Raw genomic sequence first — 18,873 nt, 5'->3', positions numbered from 1 at the left:
ATAATAAAAAACCGGGTGAGCTTTCGCTGACCCGGTCTGTTTGCGGCTGGCGCTTACGCTTCGATAGCGGCGCGCAGTTTTTTCATCGCGTTCTTTTCAAGCTGTCGAACGCGTTCGGCGGAAACCCCGTAACGGTCGGCCAGCTCCTGCAGCGTGGACTTGTTATCTTCGTCCAGCCAGCGGGCGCGGATGATCTGCTGACTACGTTCGTCGAGACCCTGCATCGCATCGGTCAGCTTGTTGGCTGCCTGCTCTTCCCAGTTATCATCTTCAATGCCATCAGCAAAGTTAGATGTTTTGTCCTGTAAGTAGAGCACCGGTGCCATCGGCTGGCCGTCCTGCGCATCGTCATCGGAAGACATATCAAACGTCATGTCCTGGGCCGCCATACGCGACTCCATTTCACGCACGTCTTTGCTGGTCACACCCAGTTCGCGGGCGACCATTTCGACTTCGTCCTGGTTAAACCAGCCGAGACGCTGTTTGGCCTTGCGCAGGTTAAAGAACAGCTTACGCTGTGCTTTGGTGGTCGCGACTTTCACGATACGCCAGTTGCGCAGCACATACTCGTGGATCTCAGCTTTGATCCAGTGCACGGCGAAAGAGACCAGACGCACACCGACTTCAGGGTTGAAGCGGCGTACCGCTTTCATCAGGCCGATATTTCCTTCCTGGATCAGATCCGCCTGCGGCAGACCATAGCCCGAGTAATTACGAGCAATATGAACAACAAAGCGCAGGTGAGACAGGATCAGCTTTTTCGCTGCTTCCAGATCGCCCTGGTAATGCAGCTTTTCAGCCAGCGCCCGCTCTTCATCGGCCGTCAACATCGGCCATGCGTTAGCGGCCCGGACGTAAGATTCCAGGTTGCCAACAGGGGCTAAAGCTAAAGTTTGCATTTCTTTGGTCATTCAAATCCTCTCAATTCACTATCAACTGGCGGCGGTCTGTCCCCATCAGGCAACAAACATGCCAGCATTTTTGAGCAACGAGAATAGCATTCACTTTTTTATCAGACAGTGATTTTATCCACAAGTTCCTTGTAGGCGTGTGAATAAATTACGCACAAATTGTGACATCCGGATGAACAGCCGAAGCGGGGAACAGCAAGACAGTTGGATACGCTCTCCCTGCAACGGTATTCGTCATTGCAGGGGAGGAGTATACCAGAGAATCGTTAGTCCGGAGTAAAGTGACGTAAATGTTGCACCGTCGCCAGCCAGGCGGCAATCCAGCCAATCATCGAACAGACCAGCAATAGCAGCAAACATTCATCGAAAGATAAGCCACTTAACTCAAACTGCGTGCCGAAGACCTTCGCCACATCCGTCACCGCCGACGAGAGTCGCATCACCAAAATTTCAGACAAAATGAGCGATAAAAACGCGCCGGAGAAGCCAAGAAGCGCGCCGCCATAAAGGAACGGACGCAGAATAAATCCATCGGTTGCGCCAATCAACTTTTGCACATTAATAGTGTCGCGACGGGCAAAGATGCTAAGACGCACGCTGTTGCCGATCACCAGGAAGACAGCGGCGATCATCAACACGCCAATCATCGCCGAAACGCGCCCAACCAGCCCGGTCAGCGCCGACAGACGTGCAAACCAGCTATCGTCCATGCGCACTTCGTCGATGCCCTGCACGCGCGTAATGCGATCGCGCAGCGTGTTCAGCGCCTCGGTGCTCTGGAAATCAATTTTCGGCACCACTACCGCCACTGCCGGCAGCGGGTTCTCTTCCAGCATATCTAATGCGCCGCCAAAACCGGACCAGTTACGAAACTCGCCGAGCGCATCTTCGCGGGAGAGATAGTTCACCTTTTCAACGCCCGGTTCGGACTGAAGCTGCCCGACCACCTGCTGCGCGGCGTTATCATCCAGCGATTTATCGAAGTAGACGGTGATCTGCGGCGAAGGGTAGTACTGCGACGCCGCATGGCTGACGTTTTTGTAGACCATATAGCAGACGCTCGGCAGCGTCAGCGAGATGGCAATCACCATCACCGTCAGGAACGTTGCCAGCGGTTTACTCTTCAGATCCTGCAGCGCACCGTGCCAGGCGTAGCGCATCTGCTCGTTGAAGACATTGGTTTTACGCGAAGGCGGCCGGGAGGCCGGTTTGCTGCGCCTCGGTGCGCTGCGGCTCCCTTCGCCCGCCGCTGAGGAGGATTTGCGAAAACGGTCGAGCTTGCTGCCGAATTGCCGAATATGATTGATTGCGTCGCGCTTATTCACCCGCCAGGCCTCCATGCAAATGGCCGTCGCTCAGGCTCAGCATGCGGTACGAACGCCGGGAAATTAGCCCCATGTCGTGCGTCGCCATCAGTACCGTCACCCCAACGCGGTTAAACTCTTCAAACAGACGTAAAATCCCTTCAGACAGGGCTTCATCCAGGTTCCCGGTCGGTTCATCCGCCAGCAAGACGGCAGGTTTATTCACCACCGCGCGGGCGATGCCCACACGCTGCTGTTCACCGCCGGAGAGCTGGATCGGGAAGCTTTTCGCTTTGTCGAGCAGCCCGACTTTATCCAGCGCCGCCGATACGCGACGGCGAATATCATCCCCGCTGGCACCGGCGATAATCAGCGGGATCGCGACGTTATCAAACACCGTGCGATCCATCAGCAGATGGTGATCCTGGAAAATCATGCCGATCTGGCGGCGCAAAAACGGCACTTCGCGGCTTTTCAGCCGGGAAATATCGTGACCGCTGAAAAAGATTTTCCCGGCGCTTGGCCGTTCAATCCCACAGATCAGCTTCAGCAGGGTACTTTTCCCCGCGCCGGAGTGCCCGGTCAGAAACGCCATCTCGCCCTGCTGCAGGTGAAAAGTTACCCCCTGCAGCGCTTGTCTCCCACCGAGATAGGCTTTGCTGACATGTTCAAAGCGAATCATTGTTAATCCTCTCGGGCAAAAAGCGCCTCAATAAAATCGCCCGCATTAAACGGACGCAAATCTTCAATACGTTCGCCAACACCGATATAGCGGATTGGGATACCGAACTGATCCGCAACCGAGAAGATCACCCCGCCTTTCGCGGTGCCGTCAAGCTTGGTCAGTGTGATGCCGGTTAAACCGACCGCTTCGTGGAACAGTTTGGCCTGGCTTACCGCATTCTGCCCGGTGCTGGCATCAATCGTGAGCATCACTTCGTGCGGCGCGTTTTCATCAAGCTTCTTCATCACGCGCACAATCTTTTTCAGCTCTTCCATCAGGTGCGATTTATTCTGCAGACGGCCGGCGGTATCCGCAATCAGCACATCGACATTACGCGCCTTCGCAGCCTGAATAGCATCAAAGATAACCGAAGCGGAATCTGCGCCGGTATGCTGGGCAATCACCGGAATATCGTTGCGCTGGCCCCACACCTGCAACTGCTCAACGGCCGCTGCGCGGAAGGTATCGCCCGCCGCCAGCATCACCGATTTACCCTGCTGCTCAAACTGGCGCGCCAGCTTGCCGATGGTGGTGGTTTTACCGACGCCGTTAACGCCGACCATCAGAATAACGAACGGCGTTTTGCCTTCGACATTCAGCGGCTCGTCCACCTTCGCGAGGATCTCGCTCATCTCCTCTTTCAGCAGGCCATACAGCGCTTCCGCGTCGCGTAACTGCTTGCGGCTGGCCCCTTCCGTCAGGTTGGTGATGATTTTCCGCGTGGTCTCAACGCCAACATCGGCAATCAACAGCTGCTCTTCCAGCTCTTCGAAGAGATCATCATCGATTTTTTTGCCGCGGAACAGACTGATAAATCCGGAACCGAGATTCTCTTTTGTTTTCAGAAGGCTGCGCTTCAATCGCGCGAAGAAACCCTCTTTGGTTGGCTTCTCCTGCTCCTGAACCTGCTCGTCGACCGGCACGACCACCACCGCTTCTTCCGCCGCTTCAGCCGCCAGCGCGTCCAGCTCTTCGTCGCTCGGCAGCGTCTCGTCTTCTATCTCTTCAACTTCTGGCTCGTCAACTTCAACGTCCGCCGTAACCAGCGGCTCGGCTTCGGCCTGCCACTCTTCAGCGTCAATGCTCTGTTCGCTAAGCTCTTCCGGCAGCGGCAGCGCTTCATGCTCAACGGCGGCAACAGGTGCGGCTTCGATAATCTCTTCGACAGGCTCTTCAACAGCCGCTTCTTCTATAACCTGTTCTTCGGCAACCGGTTCTGCTACAACGCGCTCTTCAGCAACCGGCTGCGGTGCCTCTTCATGCGCAAGCTGCTCGCTAACTTCGACAACCTCTTCGGCGAACTTTTCACTGTCGGCGGCAGGCTCGGCAACCGGTGTCTCTTCTACCGGTTGTTCCGCTGTTTTCTGCTCTTCTGCTTGCGCCTCATCGGCACGCTCTTTCTGCCCAAAGCCCAGCCAGGAAAAAAAGCCACGTTTCTTTTCATTTGCCATTGGCGACTACACTCCTCGCTGTTGATTCTATAGCGCAGCCTGTCTGCTCGACCAGGACTGAAATCATTGGTGAATTAGTCGGATAGTCTAACACTTTCCTTATCTCTCATCACGGCCTGAGGATTAGGGTTTAACGCAATTCATCCGCCCGCTAGAATAGCAGGCCGAAATGATGAGCAAAGCGAAGACCATGAAGAAACCCAACCGTGCCGCCAGCGGACAAATTCGTATTATTGGCGGGCAGTGGCGGGGCCGTAAATTACCGGTTCCCGACAGCCCAGGCCTGCGCCCGACCACCGATCGCGTGCGCGAAACCCTTTTTAACTGGCTGGCACCGTCAATGGTTGACGCCCGCTGTCTCGACTGCTTCGCCGGCAGCGGTGCGCTCGGGCTGGAAGCGCTCTCCCGCTACGCCGCCAGCGCGACGCTGGTCGAGATGGAGGGCAGCGTCGCCCAGCAGCTCCAGCAAAATCTCGCTACGCTTAAAGCCACTAACGCGAAAGTCGTTAACAGCAACACGCTGAACTTTTTAGCCGCAGCGGGCACACCGCACACCATAGTGTTTATCGATCCACCGTTCCGCAAAGGGATGCTGGATGACACCGTGCGTTTGCTGGAGAACAACGGCTGGCTGGCGGATGACGCACTCATTTATATCGAGAGCGAAGTGGAAAATGGCTTACCGTCAGTGCCTGCGCACTGGCATTTACACCGGGAAAAAGTCGCGGGCCAGGTGGCTTACCGTTTGTATCACCGCGAAGCACAAGGAGAGAAGCATGCCGTTGCTGATTAATCTGGGCCGTCTGATGATGCTCTGCATCTGGGCCTTTCTGATTTTCAACCTGATCCACCCCTTTCCGCGCCCGTTGAATATTTTCGTCAACGTCGCGCTAGTTTTTACTTTCTTTATGCATGCTTTGCAGGCGACGATGATGAAGACCGCGCTGCCGAAAGAGGGGCCGCAGATGACCAAACTGGAGCAGCTGCGCATTTTTCTTTTCGGCGTCTTTGAACTGCTGGTCTGGCAGAAGAAGCTGAAAGCAAAGAGATAACTCTGTCAGATTAAGCGGAATTGCAGGACATTGGGGGAAGTTCGCATTGTCATCCCCCTTTTTACGCCACTACACTTGAGGGGAGAGTTTTACGCAACAATAACAGTTACAGGGACTTAATTATGCTGTGGTCATTTATTGCTGTCTGCTTTTCCGGCTGGTTGTACGTCGACGCTTCCTATCGTGGCCCGGTGTGGCAACGCTGGGTGTTCAAACCCGTAACCCTTCTGCTGTTACTTCTGCTCGCCTGGCAAGCGCCCATGTTCGATGCCATCAGCTATCTGGTGCTGGCGGGTCTGTGCGCCTCGCTGGTGGGCGATGCTCTGACGCTGCTGCCGCGCCAAAAGTTACTTTACGCCATCGGCGCTTTCTTCCTGGCCCATCTGCTCTATACCATCTACTTCGCCAGCCAGATGACGCTGACCTTCTTCTGGCCGCTGCCGCTGGTGCTGCTGGTGATTGGTGCCCTGCTGCTGGCGGTGATCTGGACGCGTCTCGAAGAGTTGCGCATGGCCGTATCCACTTTTGTCGCCATGACGCTGGTAATGGTATGGCTGGCCGGTGAGCTGTGGTTCTTCCGTCCGACCAGCCAGGCGCTGTCGGCGTTTATCGGCGCATCGCTGCTGCTTATCGGCAATATTGTCTGGCTCGGCAGCCACTACCGTAAACGCTTTAGCGCGGATAACGCCATCTCCTCCGCCTGCTATTTTGCCGGTCACTTCCTGATCGTCCGTTCGCTCTATATCTAAAGCGCTTGACTCTGGAGTCGACTCCAGAGTGTATCCTCCGGTTAATGAGAAAATTATCATTCACCGGAGGATGCGATGGCTGCTCCCGAACTCAAGAAAACGCCTCACTTTGCCGCGCTCAAACTGCGCCCCGTTGCTGAAAGCAATGCCCCCTGCTGCGGCGATACAAGCTGTGAAAGCCGTTCCGCGCCGGAAATAACCGCCGCAGGCGATCGCTTTAGCTGGCAGGTGAGCGGCATGGATTGTGCCGCCTGCGCCCGTAAGGTGGAAAATGCGGTGCGCCAGGTCGAGGGCATCACCCAGGTGCAGGTCGCTTTTGCCACCGAAAAGCTGATTGTCATTGCACAGAGTGATGTGCGCGAGCGCGTCGAAAAAGCCGTTCAAAACGCGGGCTACCAGCTTCGCAGCGAAAACAGTGCTCCCGCGCCTGCATCTTCACCTCTGCGCGAAAACCTGCCGCTGCTCCTGCTCATCGTGATGATGGCTCTAAGCTGGGGGCTGGAGCAGTTCAATCACCCCTTCGGCCAGGCGGCCTTTGTGCTTACCACGCTGGTCGGCTTATGGCCAATTGCCCGTCAGGCCTTGCGCCTGATAAGAAGCGGCAGTTGGTTCGCCATCGAAACCTTAATGAGCGTGGCGGCGATTGGCGCGCTGTTTATCGGCGCGACCGCCGAAGCGGCGATGGTACTGCTGCTGTTTTTAATTGGCGAACGGCTTGAAGGCTGGGCCGCCAGCCGCGCGCGCAGAGGCGTAAGCGCACTGATGGCGTTAAAACCCGACAGCGCCATTCGCGTGCGTAACGGCGTGCGTGAAACCATCCCAGCCAGCCAGCTGCAACCCGGCGATACTATTGAAGTCCCGGCGGGCGGGCGTTTACCGGCAGATGGCCACCTTATCTCCCCCTTCGCCAGTTTTGATGAGAGTGCCTTAACCGGCGAGTCACTGCCCGTCGAGCGCAGCGCGGGCGAAAGCGTGCCCGCAGGTGCTACCAGCGTCGATCGGCTGATTACCCTCGAAGTCGTGTCAAAAGCGGGCGAAAGCGCCATCGACCGCATCCTGAAACTGATTGAGGAGGCGGAAGAGCGCCGCGCGCCCATTGAGCGCTTTATCGATCGCTTCAGCCGTATTTATACGCCGACAATTATGGCCGTGGCGCTGCTGGTAGCGGTGGTTCCCCCCCTGCTCTTTTCCGCTCCGTGGCTGGAGTGGGTCTATAAAGGGCTGGCGCTGCTGCTGATTGGCTGCCCCTGCGCGCTGGTGATCTCCACGCCTGCGGCCATTACCTCCGGGCTGGCAGCCGCCGCACGTCGCGGGGCGCTGATCAAAGGCGGCGCGGCGCTGGAGCAGCTCGGCACCCTGCGTCAGGTAGCGTTTGATAAGACCGGCACCCTGACTCTCGGCAAACCGCAACTGGTCGCCATTCAGGCATTTTCGGCTACAGAGGAGCAGGAGCTGCTGGCGCTCAGCGCCGGGGTGGAGCAGGGCTCGACGCACCCGCTGGCGCTGGCGATTGTGCAGGAGGCGCAGCGTCGTGGCATCGCTATTCCGCAGGCCGACGGGCAACGGGCGCTGGCCGGGAAAGGCATTGAAGCGCGCATCGGCGCGCATAACATTCACATCTGCGCACCGGAAAAGGTGCCAGCGGGCCTGCTAAACAACGCAGAGCGCAAGCAGATTGAGCAGCAGGAAGCGCGGGGGCAAACGGTAGTAGTGGTTCTGCGCGATAACACCATTATCGGCACGCTGGCGCTACAGGACACCCTGCGCGACGATGCAAAAGCCGCGGTGGCGGAGCTGCATGCCCTTGGCATCACGGGGGTGATCCTCACCGGCGACAATCCACGGGCAGCGGCAGCGATTGCCGGTGAGTTAGGGCTGGAGTTTCGCGCCGGGCTGCTGCCGGAGGATAAAGTCAGCGCCGTGCGCGCGCTGAATGAAGAGGCCCCGCTGGCGATGGTCGGCGACGGCATCAACGATGCTCCGGCGATGAAAGCGGCAACCCTCGGCATTGCGATGGGCAGCGGCACCGATGTCGCGCTGGAGAGCGCCGATGCGGCGTTAACCCATAACCGGCTCTCCGGCCTTGGGCAGATGATCCGTCTGGCGCGCGCCACGCATCGCAATATTCGTCAGAACATCGCCATTGCGCTCGGGCTGAAGGGGATCTTCCTGGTCACCACGCTTTTGGGGATCACCGGATTATGGCTGGCGGTGCTGGCGGATACCGGCGCAACGGTGCTGGTGACAGCCAACGCGCTGCGCCTGTTACGTCGCAAAGATTAGTGGCTTTTACGCACTAAATAGCGGTAGGGCAGCGTTTCGGTCTGGTCGGCAACCAGCTCATGTTCCATAAAACGGCAGAAGCCGGGAATATCGCGGGTGGTTGCCGGATCGTCGGCGATAATCAGTACAGTTTCGCCAACCTGCATGTTACGCACGGTTTTGCGCACCATCATTACAGGCTCCGGGCAGCGCAGGCCAAGGGCATCAAGAGTGTGGTCGGCGGTAGAAAACGGATCGCTCATCTTCATCTCACAAGTGAAAAAACCGCCCTAGTTTACGCTGCCATTTTCAGGGCGCAAGGGAGGTTAACGATTGCGTTAAAATTAGCCGTTGCATCGCGCGATGATTGCAGTATCATGCGGCGGCTTCTGCCTGGCAGAGCATAAATTGAACTGGGTTCCCTCACCCCATTTACCAAAAAGGTCACAATATGACGCACTTTTCCAACGCACAGCGCATGAAGGCGCTGGTCTGGCTATCGCTTTTCCACCTGCTGGTGATTATCTCCAGTAACTACCTGGTGCAGCTCCCGGTCGCCATTTTCGGCTTCCACACCACCTGGGGCGCATTCAGTTTTCCGTTTATCTTCCTGGCAACGGATCTCACCGTACGCATTTTCGGCGCGCCTCTGGCACGACGGATTATTTTTGCCGTGATGGTGCCCGCCCTGCTTGCCTCTTACGTTATCTCGTCGCTGTTTTATATGGGCAGTTGGCAAGGTTTCGGCGCGCTCGCCCACTTTAACCTGTTTGTCGCGCGTATCGCCGCCGCCAGCTTTATGGCCTATGCGCTGGGGCAGATCCTTGATGTGCACGTCTTTAACCGCCTGCGCCAGAGCCGCCGCTGGTGGCTTGCGCCAACGGCCTCGACCATTTTTGGTAACGCCAGCGATACGGTGGCCTTCTTCTTTATCGCCTTCTGGCGCAGCCCGGATCCCTTTATGGCACAGCACTGGACCGAAATCGCGCTGGTGGATTACAGCTTCAAGGTGCTTATCAGCATCGCCTTCTTCCTGCCGATGTATGGTGTGCTGTTGAATATGTTGCTGAAAAGACTGGCAGACAAATCTGAAATCTCGGCATTACAGGCGGGTTAAAGGTACGACTTATCAGTTGTGATAATATGGAACAACAAGCCATTATGGCTGTTTATTGAAAGGATGAAGTCAATGCGCAATCTGGTGAAATATGTCGGTATTGGCCTGCTGGTGATGGGGCTGGCTGCCTGTGATAACAGCGACAGCAAGAAGCCCGCACAGGGTGCCGCCGCAGAGAGTAACGCCTCCGGCCAGCCGGTGACCCTGCTCGACGGTAAACTCAGCTTCTCGCTGCCTGCGGATATGACCGATCAGAGCGGCAAGCTGGGCACGCAATCCAACAACATGCACGTCTACTCTGACGCCACCGGCCAGAAAGCGGTGATCGTGATCGTTGGCGACAACACGCAGGAAGATCTGAGCGTGCTGGCGAAACGTCTGGAAGATCAGCAGCGCAGCCGCGACCCGCAGTTGCAGGTTGTGACCAACCGTTCGATTGAGCTGAAAGGGCAGACCCTGCAACAGCTCGACAGCGTGATCTCCGCCAAAGGCCAGACCGCATGGTCCTCCGTGGTGCTGGGGAAAATTGATAACCACCTGGTTACCCTTCAGGTGACGCTGCCGGCGGAAAATCAGCAGCAGGCGCAGACCGCTGCCGAGAACATTATCAACACCATCGTGGTGAAATAACGCCGCAACAATCGAAAAGAGAAAGGGAACCTGCGGGTTCCCTTTTTTTATGCCCGGTCGGATAAGCGTTTACGCGCTATCGGGCACTCTCTGCTTTAACCGCCACGCCAACAGTAGCGCAACCGCCACCAGCCCGGCGGCAGCAAGATAAATAGATGAGACGCCCGCCCAGGCCATCAGCAGCCCTGCCAGCGGGCCAGTCACGCCTAACGAGAGATCCATAAACACCGTATAGGTCGCCAGCGCCGAGCCCTGATTGTGCTGCGGCACCGCTTTTACCGCCACCACGCCCAGCGCCGGGAAGACCAGCGAGAAACCGGCCCCGGTCAGGAAAACGCCCAGTTTCACCATCCACGGATCGACCGCCAGGCCCACCAGCAGCAGCCCGCAGGTCTCCACCGCAAAGCAGATTAGCGCCACGTTAAGCCCGCCAAAGCGGTTGATACCATTGGGAAACAGCAGCCGTGCGCCAACAAACGCCACGCTAAAGAGCGTCAGAGCGAACGCCGCCCCATCCCAGCCTCTGGCATCGTAATAGAGGGTAATAAAGGTGGCGATGACGCCAAAACCGGCCGAACCGAGCGCCAGCGCCATCCCGTAGAGCCAGACACGTCCGAGCACGGCGCGAAACGGCAGCGGTTTGCCTTTGCTGGCTTTCACCGCCGCGCGCGGTAGCGCAAGCAGCACCGCCAACAGCGCGACGGCCATAATCGTCAGCGCCAGCCCGTGCAGGCCGCCATAGTGATAGCAGAGCACGCCGAGCGGTGCGCCAAGCGCCATCGCCCCGTAAGTAGCAATACCATTCCACGAGATCACGCGTCCAATATGAACATTACCGACCACGCCAACGCCCCACAGCGTCGCGCCGGTGCCGGCAAAGCTCTGACCGATGCCTAAAATCACCCGCCCAAGGCAGAGCAGCACCAGGCTCATCACGCCAGACTGCATTTCCGCCAGCAGATAGCACAGCCCGCTGAGAAACGCGCCGCAGAGGCCGAAAATCACCACTTTTTTTGGCCCCAGCAGATCGGCATAGCGCCCGGCGTGCGGGCGGCTGAGCAGCGTGGCGAAGTACTGAAGACTTATCACCAGCCCCGCCCAGAAGGCGCTGTAGCCCATCACGTCATGGACAAACCCGGGCAACACCGCCAGCGGGAGACCAATGGTGAGATAGCTGGCGAAGTTAAAAATCACGACGGACAAAATCCGCAGATTGAGGCGCAATCCGCTTAGCGCCGGTTCAGCGCGGTGTTCAGGCATCAGGATTTACTCAGATTTTTTACAACAGGATTTCACTATTACCACGACACAAGGTAGAAAGCAGCACGACTTTAAGATTATCTCTGTCAGGCGAAGGTGGCGCGGCGCACTACACTTACTGGCAATAAGAAAAAAAGGAATTAATCATGATGCAACCTCAGCCAGACCGGGCGGGCCTCCACATTCTTCTCAAACTGGCGTCACTGGTGGTCATTCTCGCCGGTATCCACGCCGCAGCCGATATTATTGTCCAACTCCTGCTGGCGCTCTTCTTCGCCATTGTTCTTAACCCGCTAGTGACCTGGTTTCTACGCCGCGGCATCAAGCGCCCGGCGGCCATTGCCATTGTCGTGCTGGTGATGCTGGTCTTCCTGACCGCGTTATTCGCCGTGCTTGCCGCGTCGATGAACGACTTTATGACCCTGCTGCCGAAGTACAACCGCGAGCTGACACGCAAGTTTTTGCAGCTTCAGGACGCGCTGCCGTTCCTGCATCTGCATCTCTCCCCGGAGCGCATGCTGCAACGCATGGACTCGGACCGCATGATGTCTTTCGCCACTACCATGGCGACACAGTTATCGAATGCGATGGCAAGCGTCGTGCTGCTGGTGATGACGGTGGTGTTTATGCTGTTTGAAGTGCGCCACGTGCCGTACAAAATGCGCTTCGCCCTGAATAATCCGCAGATTCACATTGCTGGCCTGCACCGCGCACTGAAAGGGGTGTCGCACTACCTGGCGCTGAAAACGCTGCTCAGCGTCTGGACCGGGCTGATTGTCTGGGTCGGGCTGGTGGCGCTGGATGTGCAGTTTGCGCTGATGTGGGGCGTGCTCGCCTTCCTGCTGAACTACGTGCCAAATATCGGGTCAGTGATCTCCGCCATTCCGCCGATGATCCAGGCCCTGCTGTTCAACGGCACCTACGAGTGCCTGTTAGTCGGTGCCCTCTTCCTTGTTGTACACATGCTGATTGGCAACATCCTTGAGCCGCGCATGATGGGCCACCGCCTCGGCATGTCGACGCTGGTGGTGTTCCTCTCATTATTAATCTGGGGATGGCTGCTCGGCCCGGTGGGAATGCTGCTCTCGGTGCCGCTTACCAGCGTGTGCAAAATCTGGATGGAGACCACCTCCGGCGGCAGCAAGCTGGCGATCATGCTTGGCCCAGGCCGACCGAAATCGCGATTACCGGGTTAAGCTCTATTGCGGGCGGGCAGGAAGATAACCAGCACGCCCGCCACAATCAGCGCCACGCCAAACGCACCGCGCAGCGTGAAGGGTTCATGCCAGCCAGGTAGCCAGATGGCGGCGGCCCACACCAGAATGTAACTCAGGCTGAGCAGGGCATAGGCTTTACTCAGCGCCATCCGGTGCAGGGCCAGATACCAACAGCCCATCGACGCCACGTAGCCCATTAATCCCAACAGCAGCGCCAGCGTGCCAGCGTGCCCATGCAGCAGCGCCAGCAAAAAGGCGCGCAGCTCGGTCAACGGCGGCAGCGACAGCATGCCATCACGCAGTAACAGTTGCGCTCCGCTCACCAGCAGCACGCTAAGAAGCGCCCAGGGTAACCCCTTCATAATGAACTCCCGAGTAGCGCCACACCGGCAATAATCAACGCCAGACCGCAGGCATGGCGCAACGTAATGCGCTCATGCCAGATCGCCCTCGCCGCCAGCGTCACCCAGACAAAATTGAGGCTCAGCATCGGGTAGGCGACGCCGACCGGAATGCGCTGCAACACCAGCAGCCACAGCACCATCCCCGCACCCAGTGCCAGCAGTGCCAGCGCCAGCCACAGGCCAACGTGCCTGCCGCGCGATGCCCCGCTCGCCGGGCGCGTCGCCTGCTTCTGGCACAGCTGCCCCAGGCAGCTCAACAGGCTGGCCGCACCGAGCCAGATCCAGCTACTCATTGCGGAAAGTACTGCAATAACACCATCCGCCCCTGCTGATAGACGTTATCCGGTTTCGGAATGGGCAGACGCATAAACTCATCGGCCTGCGACTGATGAAGCACCAGCGAAACAATCCCCTGCTGGCGATGCCCGGCCAGCCAGTCGGTAAAATCACGCTCGGCGACAAAACGCCCTTTCGCATCGGGATAATCCAGGCCATAAGCCAGCTCGCCGCGCGAACCGAACAGCAGAATATCGCTACGCTTCAGCTCCCAGGCGAGCCCGGAGGCAACGCCGGGATTATCCGACAGCACGTAGCGGCTCTCCGCCAGCGCGTCATCAATGCAGGCGATCAGGAACTGCGGCTGTTTGGAATCCATCACTTTATCCGGAATGGCAAACCCCACCAGCAGCGCCAGCGTCAGTGGCGAAAGCGCGGCGAAGAACCAACGCTCAGCACTCGCCTTGAAGGTAAACAGCCCGACCAGCGCCCACATCAGGAAGATAAAGGCGGCGAGCGCCGCTTTATAATCTTCGATCGGCAGCCAGACGGGATGCTTCAACATCCCCCACGGCGACACCACCAGCGCGGCGATCGCGCCAGTGAGCCCGAAAGCGATATTGATTCCGGCATTGATACGCAGCACTTTTACGCTCGCGGCGGTGCGCGCGTAACGCGCCATCAATATCGCCAGCGGCGCAAAGCAGGGCAGAATATAGGTCAGCAGTTTTCCCTGGGCGATACTGAAGAAGATCAGCGGCATCACCACCCAGCCGAGCAGGTAAAAGGCGTCACTGCGCGCCCGCCAGCCGGTTTTCAGCGCACCGGGCAGCAGCCCAAGCCACGGCAGCGAACCGGCAAGCAAACAGGGAATGTAGTACCAGAACGGCGCTTTATGCTGCGCGTCATCCTGGGCAAAGCGCTGAATATGCTCCACCCAGAAGAAGTAGCGCCAGAAATCAGGCTCGCGCGCCGCAATGGTCAGCCCCCACGGCAGCACCGTCAGTACGCACGCCAGCACTGCCAGCCAGCCCCAAATCAGCACCTCTTTCCAGCGCCGCTGCGCAATCACCCACGGCAACACGCCGATAACCGGCAGCGCCAGCGCCAGGAACCCTTTGGTCATTACCCCCATGCCGCAGGCGATACCGAGCAGCAGATAGCCACCCGCTTTCCCGCGTCGGCTGGTGGCCTGCGCCGCCAGCCAGAAGCTGAACATCGCCAGCGTCATCCACAAGGCGATCATCGGATCCAGCACGGCATAGGTACCGACGCCGTACACCAGCAGCACGGTCAGGTAGATCACGCCGGAGAGCAGCGCCGTCGCTTTGTCACGCCACATCTTCCACGCTAACGCGCCAACCAGAAGAGCGGAAACGGTGGTGGAGAAGACCGCGCCAAAGCGTACCGCGAAGTTGTTGTGACCAAATACCCACTGCGCGAGGGTGTTGACCCAGTACCCGGCGATCGGTTTTTCAAAATAGCGCAGCCCGAGGAAATGGGGCACCATCCAGTCGCCGCTTTGCAACATCTCGCGGCTGATCTCCGCATAGCGGGTCTCGTCCGGTTGCCAGAGCAGGCGGTACTCCAGCGGCGCAAGGTAATAAAGGGCAAACAGCGCCAGCAGCGCTAAACCATAGTGAACAGGTTTCATCGTTGTGCACTCAACAGTTTTTGGCATCCCAGCCACCCTTCGCGGCCAACCACTTCGCCGCGTACCACTTTGCCGGGCGGCAGTGTCGTGACATCGTCCGGTAGTAACTGCCCCAGCGGGCAAAATGTAATTTCCTCCTGCGCCGCCAGCGTCAGCAGCTGATCAAACGCATCGGCACCGATAATCCCTTCCACTTCAGCATGGATGGTGTAAACCGGCGTGCCGTGGGCGCGATGCATGCGATCGAGGATAAAGCGGTTGAAGCCCTCGGCGCTCACCGAGGAGCCGACCACCTCATCCCAGGTGGGTAGCGAAACGGGGATTTGCGGCGCGGCGTAGGTTGTCTCTGTCAATTGCGGGCGGAAGGGCTGGCTACCGCGACAGTCGCTGTTATAGCGGAACGGGAAAACCGCTTTCGCCTTCACCACCCGCTGATCTGCGCGCCAGCCCGCCGCCGCCGAGCAGGTAACCGGCTGGCCGATAATCCGCTCCAGCGCCGAAAGGCCGCGTGCAATCTCCGTTTCCAGCCGCGCCTGATCCCAGACGCCGCTCCAGCTTTGCCAGGCGTGGTGATCCCAGGCGTGCAGCCCCACTTCATGCATGCGCGCCGTCTGGCGAATGATCTCTGCGTTGGCATCGCCAATAATGCGCCCCGGCCAGGCGGTACCCGCCAGCAGAATATCCCAGCCATACAGCGACGCCGCGCGCGAGCGCAGCATCTTCCAGAAAAATTTCGGCTTCAGCAGACGCCAGATATGCCGCCCCATATTGTCCGGGCCGACGCTAAAAAAGACGCTCGCCTGGATCTGGTGCTTCTCCAGCAGCTGTAGCAGACGCGGCATGCCTTGCTGCGTGCCGCGAAAGGTATCGACATCAATACGTAAGCCGATTTTTTTCATGCTTATTGCTCATCCGTCAGTTCGACCGTACGCAGGAAGAAGTCGAGCGTTTCATCAACGGTCTGGCGCATCGCCACCGTCGGCTCCCAATGCAGGCAGCGTTTGGCGTTGCGAATGCTCGGTTTGCGGTGCTCAACATCCTGGTAGCCTTTACCGTAATAGCTACTGCTCTCAACGTCACGGAAACCGGCAAAAGGCGGGAAGCGGTGGCGCAGCGGATGCTGCTCAAAGCTCTCCAGCAGCATCTCGGCAAGCTCCTTAATACTGGCTTCGTTATCCGGGTTGCCGATATTGATAATCTCGCCGTCGCAGCGCCCGTCGCGGTTTTCAATAATGCGGAACAGCGCTTCGATGCCGTCGCTGATATCAGTAAAGCAGCGCTTCTGTTTTCCGCCTTCAACCAGCTTGATCGGCGAGCCTTCCACCAGGTTGAGGATCAGCTGAGTGATGGCGCGGGAGCTGCCGATGCGCGCGGCATTGAGGTTATCCAGACGCGGGCCCATCCAGTTAAACGGACGGAAGAGCGTAAAACGCAGCCCCTCTTTCTCGCCGTATGCCCAAATCACACGGTCGAGAAGCTGTTTCGACACCGAGTAGATCCAGCGCTGTTTGCTTACCGGCCCGACCACCAGGTTCGAGTTATCCTCATCAAACACTTTGTCGGTGCACATGCCGTACACTTCCGAGGTCGACGGGAAGATGATGCGTTTGTTGTACTTCACGCAGTCGCGGATGATCTTCAGGTTCTCTTCAAAATCGAGCTCAAAAACGCGCAGCGGGTTGCGGGTGTACTCAATCGGCGTGGCTATCGCCACCAGCGGCAGCACCACGTCGCATTTTTTAATGTGGTACTCAATCCATTCGGAATGGATGCTGATATCGCCTTCGACAAAGTGAAAACGCGGGCAGTCGAGGAAACGTCCGATGGCGTCGGAGCCGATGTCGAGGCCGTAAATCTCGTAGTTATCGTCGCGCAGCAGGCGCTCCGTCAGGTGGTTGCCGATAAAGCCGTTTACCCCGAGGATCAGCACGCGAGTGCGGCGTTTTACCGCCACTACCGGTTTGCTGCTCAACAGCGCCCCGGCTACCAGTCCCAGCGACTGCGCCAGTTGTGCGCCCTGCATATAAACGCCTTTCTCCGTCTGGCCGGTCATCACCTCCAGCGCCCCCTCGCCGCAGGCGATAATCAGCGGCGCGACGGAGATAACGGTTCCCGCTCGTGCGGGCGCAACGTCGCTGCGCACGCGGGATTTCCAGACGATAAATTTGTGCGTGCCGACAAAGCTGAACGCGCCCGGCCACGGATCGCTCACCGCGCGCACCAGGTTGTGCAGAGTTTTCGCCGGTTTTTCCCACTCCAGCCGCCCATCTTCTGGCGTGCGGCGGCCAACATAGCTCGCCTTGCTCTCATCCTGCGCGGTTTCGCTGAAGGTGCCGCTTTTCAGCGTCGGTAAAATCCCTTCCAGCAGATGTTTTGCGCTCTCGGTCAGTTTACGGTGCAGCGACAGTGCGTCATCGGCGTCGGCAATCTCAACCGCTTGCTGGGCGATGATCGCCCCGGCATCCGCGCGGGAGACCATTCGGTGCAGCGTGACGCCGGTTTGCGTTTCGCCATTCACCAGCACCCAGTTCAGCGGCGCGCGTCCACGATAGGCGGGCAGCAGTGAACCATGCAGGTTAAACGCGCCAATCCGCGCGCTGTTCAAAATCGCTTCGCCGAGCAGGTTACGATAGTAGAACGAGAAAATGACCTCCGGCTTCATCTCGGTAATACGGTCGACCCACAGCGGATGGTTAACATCATCCGGGGCATAAACCGGGATACCGCGCTCGGCGGCAAGGCGCGCCACCGAGCCGAAAAAGGCGTTTTCCTGTGCGTTGTCGGCATGGGTGAAAATCGCGGCGATATCAAACCCGGCATCCAGTAACGCCTGCACACCGACGCATCCCATATCGTGATAAGCAAAAACAACGGCTTTCATTGGTTCTTTTCCTCTTGCGAAACATCATGATCCTGGCGGACAACGCGTTGAATAAAGTAGCGGGGACGGGCGCGCACATCGTTGTAGATGCGCCCGATATACTCCCCAAGCAGGCCCATGCCGATAAACTGTGCGCCGATAAAAGTGAAGAGAATGGCGAAGAGCGTGAACACCCCTTCCCCCGCCCACTGCGCGCCAAACGCCAGCCGCAGAATGACCAGCAGCAGTGACAGCGAAAAGCCAAACAGGGCAATGGCGCTGCCAAACACGCTGAGCAGACGCAGCGGCGTGGTGGTCAGGCAGGTCACCAGGTCGTACATCAGGTTAATCAGGCGCATAAAGCTGTATTTCGAGTCGCCAAATTCACGCTCGGCGTGCTGCACCGGGATCTCAACCGCCCGGCGGGCAAAGGTGTTGGCGAGGATCGGGATAAACGTGCTGCGCTCATGGCAGCGCAGCATCGCGTCAACGATATGGCGGCGATAGGCACGCAGCATGCAGCCGTAGTCGCCCATCGCTTTCCCGGTGGCGCGCTGGATCAGGTGGTTAACGCCGCGCGACGCCAGCTTGCGAAACAGGCTGTCCTGGCGGTTTTGCCGCACGGTGCCCACTACGTCATACCCTTCGTTGGCTTTTGCCACCAGACGTGGGATCTCCTCCGGCGGGTTTTGCAGATCCGCATCCAGGGTAATCACCAGATCGCCGGTAACATGGCTGAAACCGGCCATGATCGCTGAGTGCTGGCCGTAGTTGCGGTTGAGCAGCACCGCGACGATATGGCTGTCGGGCTGCTCGGCCGCGTCGGTCAGCATACGCGCGGAGTCATCGCTGCTGCCGTCATCCACCAGCAGGATTTCGTAATCGATACCGATTTGCGCGCAGCTGGTGGTGGTGCGGCGGATCAGCTCCGGCAGGCTCTCCTGTTCGTTATAAACCGGGATCACCACCGAGACTTTTTCGATAAGCGGGAGGGTGAACATA

At 58.3% G+C, this 18,873-nt stretch carries 19 protein-coding genes; 7 read left to right on the top strand and 12 right to left on the bottom strand.

Annotated features, from left to right (window positions below):
* Positions 1–53 precede the first annotated feature (53 nt).
* From rpoH to ftsY, 4 genes are all read right to left on the bottom strand, one after another.
* Positions 54–911, bottom strand: a complete 858-nt coding sequence (rpoH, locus tag EH164_RS01365; protein WP_023482062.1) for an RNA polymerase sigma factor RpoH — start codon at positions 909–911, stop codon at positions 54–56.
* A 266-nt stretch (positions 912–1,177) separates the two neighbouring features.
* Entirely contained in the window at positions 1,178–2,236 is a 1,059-nt protein-coding gene (gene ftsX, locus EH164_RS01360) for a permease-like cell division protein FtsX (protein WP_023482126.1), read from the bottom strand.
* Positions 2,229–2,897 (bottom strand): cell division ATP-binding protein FtsE, encoded by a 669-nt coding sequence (gene ftsE, locus EH164_RS01355; RefSeq protein ID WP_023482101.1) that lies wholly within the window; start codon positions 2,895–2,897, stop codon positions 2,229–2,231. Before ftsE ends, ftsX begins: the two co-directional genes overlap by 8 nt.
* Positions 2,898–2,899: 2 nt before the next feature.
* On the bottom strand, positions 2,900–4,390 hold the full coding sequence (gene ftsY / locus EH164_RS01350) for a signal recognition particle-docking protein FtsY (RefSeq protein ID WP_124967097.1): 1,491 nt from the start codon (positions 4,388–4,390) through the stop codon (positions 2,900–2,902).
* Between the two features lie 190 nt (positions 4,391–4,580).
* On the opposite strand from ftsY, the gene rsmD reads away from it, so the two are divergent.
* The 4 genes from rsmD to zntA all read left to right on the top strand — a co-directional run bounded on the left by rsmD (position 4,581) and on the right by zntA (position 8,474).
* Positions 4,581–5,183 carry a 16S rRNA (guanine(966)-N(2))-methyltransferase gene (gene rsmD / locus EH164_RS01345; protein WP_124967096.1) on the top strand — a complete coding sequence of 201 codons (603 nt, stop codon included), beginning with the start codon at positions 4,581–4,583 and terminating at the stop codon, positions 5,181–5,183.
* A complete protein-coding gene (locus EH164_RS01340) occupies positions 5,173–5,442 on the top strand; it encodes a DUF1145 family protein (RefSeq protein WP_023482020.1) in 270 nt (89 codons plus the stop codon). The genes rsmD and EH164_RS01340 overlap by 11 nt, the downstream gene beginning before the upstream one ends.
* A 122-nt stretch (positions 5,443–5,564) precedes the next feature.
* Entirely contained in the window at positions 5,565–6,191 is a 627-nt protein-coding gene (locus EH164_RS01335) for a lysoplasmalogenase (RefSeq protein ID WP_023482129.1), read from the top strand.
* 75 nt (positions 6,192–6,266) lie between these two features.
* A complete protein-coding gene (gene zntA, locus EH164_RS01330; protein WP_124967095.1) occupies positions 6,267–8,474 on the top strand; it encodes a Zn(II)/Cd(II)/Pb(II) translocating P-type ATPase ZntA in 2,208 nt (735 codons plus the stop codon).
* Here the strand turns inward: zntA and tusA are convergent.
* Complete coding sequence (gene tusA, locus EH164_RS01325) at positions 8,471–8,716, bottom strand: sulfurtransferase TusA (protein ID WP_023481988.1); 246 nt, start codon at positions 8,714–8,716, stop codon at positions 8,471–8,473. The genes zntA and tusA overlap by 4 nt on opposite strands.
* A 188-nt stretch (positions 8,717–8,904) precedes the next feature.
* Between tusA and EH164_RS01320 the strand changes: the two genes are divergently transcribed.
* Positions 8,905–9,570: a 7-cyano-7-deazaguanine/7-aminomethyl-7-deazaguanine transporter gene (locus EH164_RS01320; protein ID WP_042713185.1), complete on the top strand. Its 666-nt coding sequence runs from the start codon at positions 8,905–8,907 to the stop codon at positions 9,568–9,570.
* 72 nt (positions 9,571–9,642) lie between these two features.
* On the top strand, positions 9,643–10,200 hold the full coding sequence (locus EH164_RS01315; RefSeq protein ID WP_023482047.1) for a DcrB family lipoprotein: 558 nt from the start codon (positions 9,643–9,645) through the stop codon (positions 10,198–10,200).
* A gap of 69 nt (positions 10,201–10,269) precedes the next feature.
* Here EH164_RS01315 and EH164_RS01310 read toward each other — a convergent pair whose 3' ends face one another.
* Positions 10,270–11,460 carry an MFS transporter gene (locus EH164_RS01310; RefSeq protein WP_124967094.1) on the bottom strand — a complete coding sequence of 397 codons (1,191 nt, stop codon included), beginning with the start codon at positions 11,458–11,460 and terminating at the stop codon, positions 10,270–10,272.
* A gap of 146 nt (positions 11,461–11,606) precedes the next feature.
* On the opposite strand from EH164_RS01310, the gene EH164_RS01305 reads away from it, so the two are divergent.
* Entirely contained in the window at positions 11,607–12,656 is a 1,050-nt protein-coding gene (locus EH164_RS01305) for an AI-2E family transporter (RefSeq protein WP_124967093.1), read from the top strand.
* Here the strand turns inward: EH164_RS01305 and arnF are convergent.
* From arnF to arnC, 6 genes are read right to left on the bottom strand one after another with little or no spacing between them, the layout of a single operon-like run.
* Positions 12,653–13,039, bottom strand: coding sequence for a 4-amino-4-deoxy-L-arabinose-phosphoundecaprenol flippase subunit ArnF (gene arnF / locus EH164_RS01300; protein WP_124967092.1), 387 nt, complete (start codon positions 13,037–13,039; stop codon positions 12,653–12,655). The two genes, EH164_RS01305 and arnF, sit on opposite strands and share 4 nt — an antisense overlap.
* Positions 13,036–13,374, bottom strand: coding sequence for a 4-amino-4-deoxy-L-arabinose-phosphoundecaprenol flippase subunit ArnE (arnE, locus tag EH164_RS01295; RefSeq protein WP_042713190.1), 339 nt, complete (start codon positions 13,372–13,374; stop codon positions 13,036–13,038). The genes arnF and arnE overlap by 4 nt, the downstream gene beginning before the upstream one ends.
* Positions 13,371–15,011 carry a lipid IV(A) 4-amino-4-deoxy-L-arabinosyltransferase gene (arnT, locus tag EH164_RS01290; RefSeq protein WP_124971211.1) on the bottom strand — a complete coding sequence of 547 codons (1,641 nt, stop codon included), beginning with the start codon at positions 15,009–15,011 and terminating at the stop codon, positions 13,371–13,373. Before arnT ends, arnE begins: the two co-directional genes overlap by 4 nt.
* Positions 15,008–15,910, bottom strand: a complete 903-nt coding sequence (arnD, locus tag EH164_RS01285) for a 4-deoxy-4-formamido-L-arabinose-phosphoundecaprenol deformylase (RefSeq protein WP_023482069.1) — start codon at positions 15,908–15,910, stop codon at positions 15,008–15,010. The genes arnT and arnD overlap by 4 nt, the downstream gene beginning before the upstream one ends.
* Before the next feature lie 2 nt (positions 15,911–15,912).
* Positions 15,913–17,892, bottom strand: a complete 1,980-nt coding sequence (gene arnA / locus EH164_RS01280; protein ID WP_124967091.1) for a bifunctional UDP-4-amino-4-deoxy-L-arabinose formyltransferase/UDP-glucuronic acid oxidase ArnA — start codon at positions 17,890–17,892, stop codon at positions 15,913–15,915.
* Entirely contained in the window at positions 17,889–18,872 is a 984-nt protein-coding gene (gene arnC / locus EH164_RS01275; protein ID WP_042713194.1) for an undecaprenyl-phosphate 4-deoxy-4-formamido-L-arabinose transferase, read from the bottom strand. The genes arnA and arnC overlap by 4 nt, the downstream gene beginning before the upstream one ends.
* Between the last annotated feature and the right edge of the window lies 1 nt (position 18,873).

It is taken from the genome of Kosakonia sp. CCTCC M2018092 (assembly GCF_003864115.1).
Taxonomy (GTDB): domain Bacteria; phylum Pseudomonadota; class Gammaproteobacteria; order Enterobacterales; family Enterobacteriaceae; genus Kosakonia; species Kosakonia cowanii.
The sequence above is the reverse complement of the archived record's forward strand: the minus strand, read 5'-3'. Positions and strand labels throughout refer to the sequence as shown.

Excerpts from the sequence above, each read along its gene's own strand:
- rpoH (WP_023482062.1), bottom strand. The coding sequence starts at position 911 with ATGACCAAAGAAATGCAAACTTTAGCTTTAGCCCCTGTTGGCAACCTG.
- ftsE (WP_023482101.1), bottom strand. The coding sequence starts at position 2,897 with ATGATTCGCTTTGAACATGTCAGCAAAGCCTATCTCGGTGGGAGACAA.
- ftsY (WP_124967097.1), bottom strand. The coding sequence starts at position 4,390 with ATGGCAAATGAAAAGAAACGTGGCTTTTTTTCCTGGCTGGGCTTTGGG.
- rsmD (WP_124967096.1), top strand. The coding sequence starts at position 4,581 with ATGAAGAAACCCAACCGTGCCGCCAGCGGACAAATTCGTATTATTGGC.
- EH164_RS01335 (WP_023482129.1), top strand. The coding sequence starts at position 5,565 with ATGCTGTGGTCATTTATTGCTGTCTGCTTTTCCGGCTGGTTGTACGTC.
- zntA (WP_124967095.1), top strand. The coding sequence starts at position 6,267 with ATGGCTGCTCCCGAACTCAAGAAAACGCCTCACTTTGCCGCGCTCAAA.
- tusA (WP_023481988.1), bottom strand. The coding sequence starts at position 8,716 with ATGAGCGATCCGTTTTCTACCGCCGACCACACTCTTGATGCCCTTGGC.
- EH164_RS01320 (WP_042713185.1), top strand. The coding sequence starts at position 8,905 with ATGACGCACTTTTCCAACGCACAGCGCATGAAGGCGCTGGTCTGGCTA.
- EH164_RS01315 (WP_023482047.1), top strand. The coding sequence starts at position 9,643 with ATGCGCAATCTGGTGAAATATGTCGGTATTGGCCTGCTGGTGATGGGG.
- EH164_RS01310 (WP_124967094.1), bottom strand. The coding sequence starts at position 11,460 with ATGCCTGAACACCGCGCTGAACCGGCGCTAAGCGGATTGCGCCTCAAT.
- EH164_RS01305 (WP_124967093.1), top strand. The coding sequence starts at position 11,607 with ATGATGCAACCTCAGCCAGACCGGGCGGGCCTCCACATTCTTCTCAAA.
- arnF (WP_124967092.1), bottom strand. The coding sequence starts at position 13,039 with ATGAAGGGGTTACCCTGGGCGCTTCTTAGCGTGCTGCTGGTGAGCGGA.
- arnE (WP_042713190.1), bottom strand. The coding sequence starts at position 13,374 with ATGAGTAGCTGGATCTGGCTCGGTGCGGCCAGCCTGTTGAGCTGCCTG.
- arnT (WP_124971211.1), bottom strand. The coding sequence starts at position 15,011 with ATGAAACCTGTTCACTATGGTTTAGCGCTGCTGGCGCTGTTTGCCCTT.
- arnD (WP_023482069.1), bottom strand. The coding sequence starts at position 15,910 with ATGAAAAAAATCGGCTTACGTATTGATGTCGATACCTTTCGCGGCACG.
- arnA (WP_124967091.1), bottom strand. The coding sequence starts at position 17,892 with ATGAAAGCCGTTGTTTTTGCTTATCACGATATGGGATGCGTCGGTGTG.
- arnC (WP_042713194.1), bottom strand. The coding sequence starts at position 18,872 with ATGTTCACCCTCCCGCTTATCGAAAAAGTCTCGGTGGTGATCCCGGTT.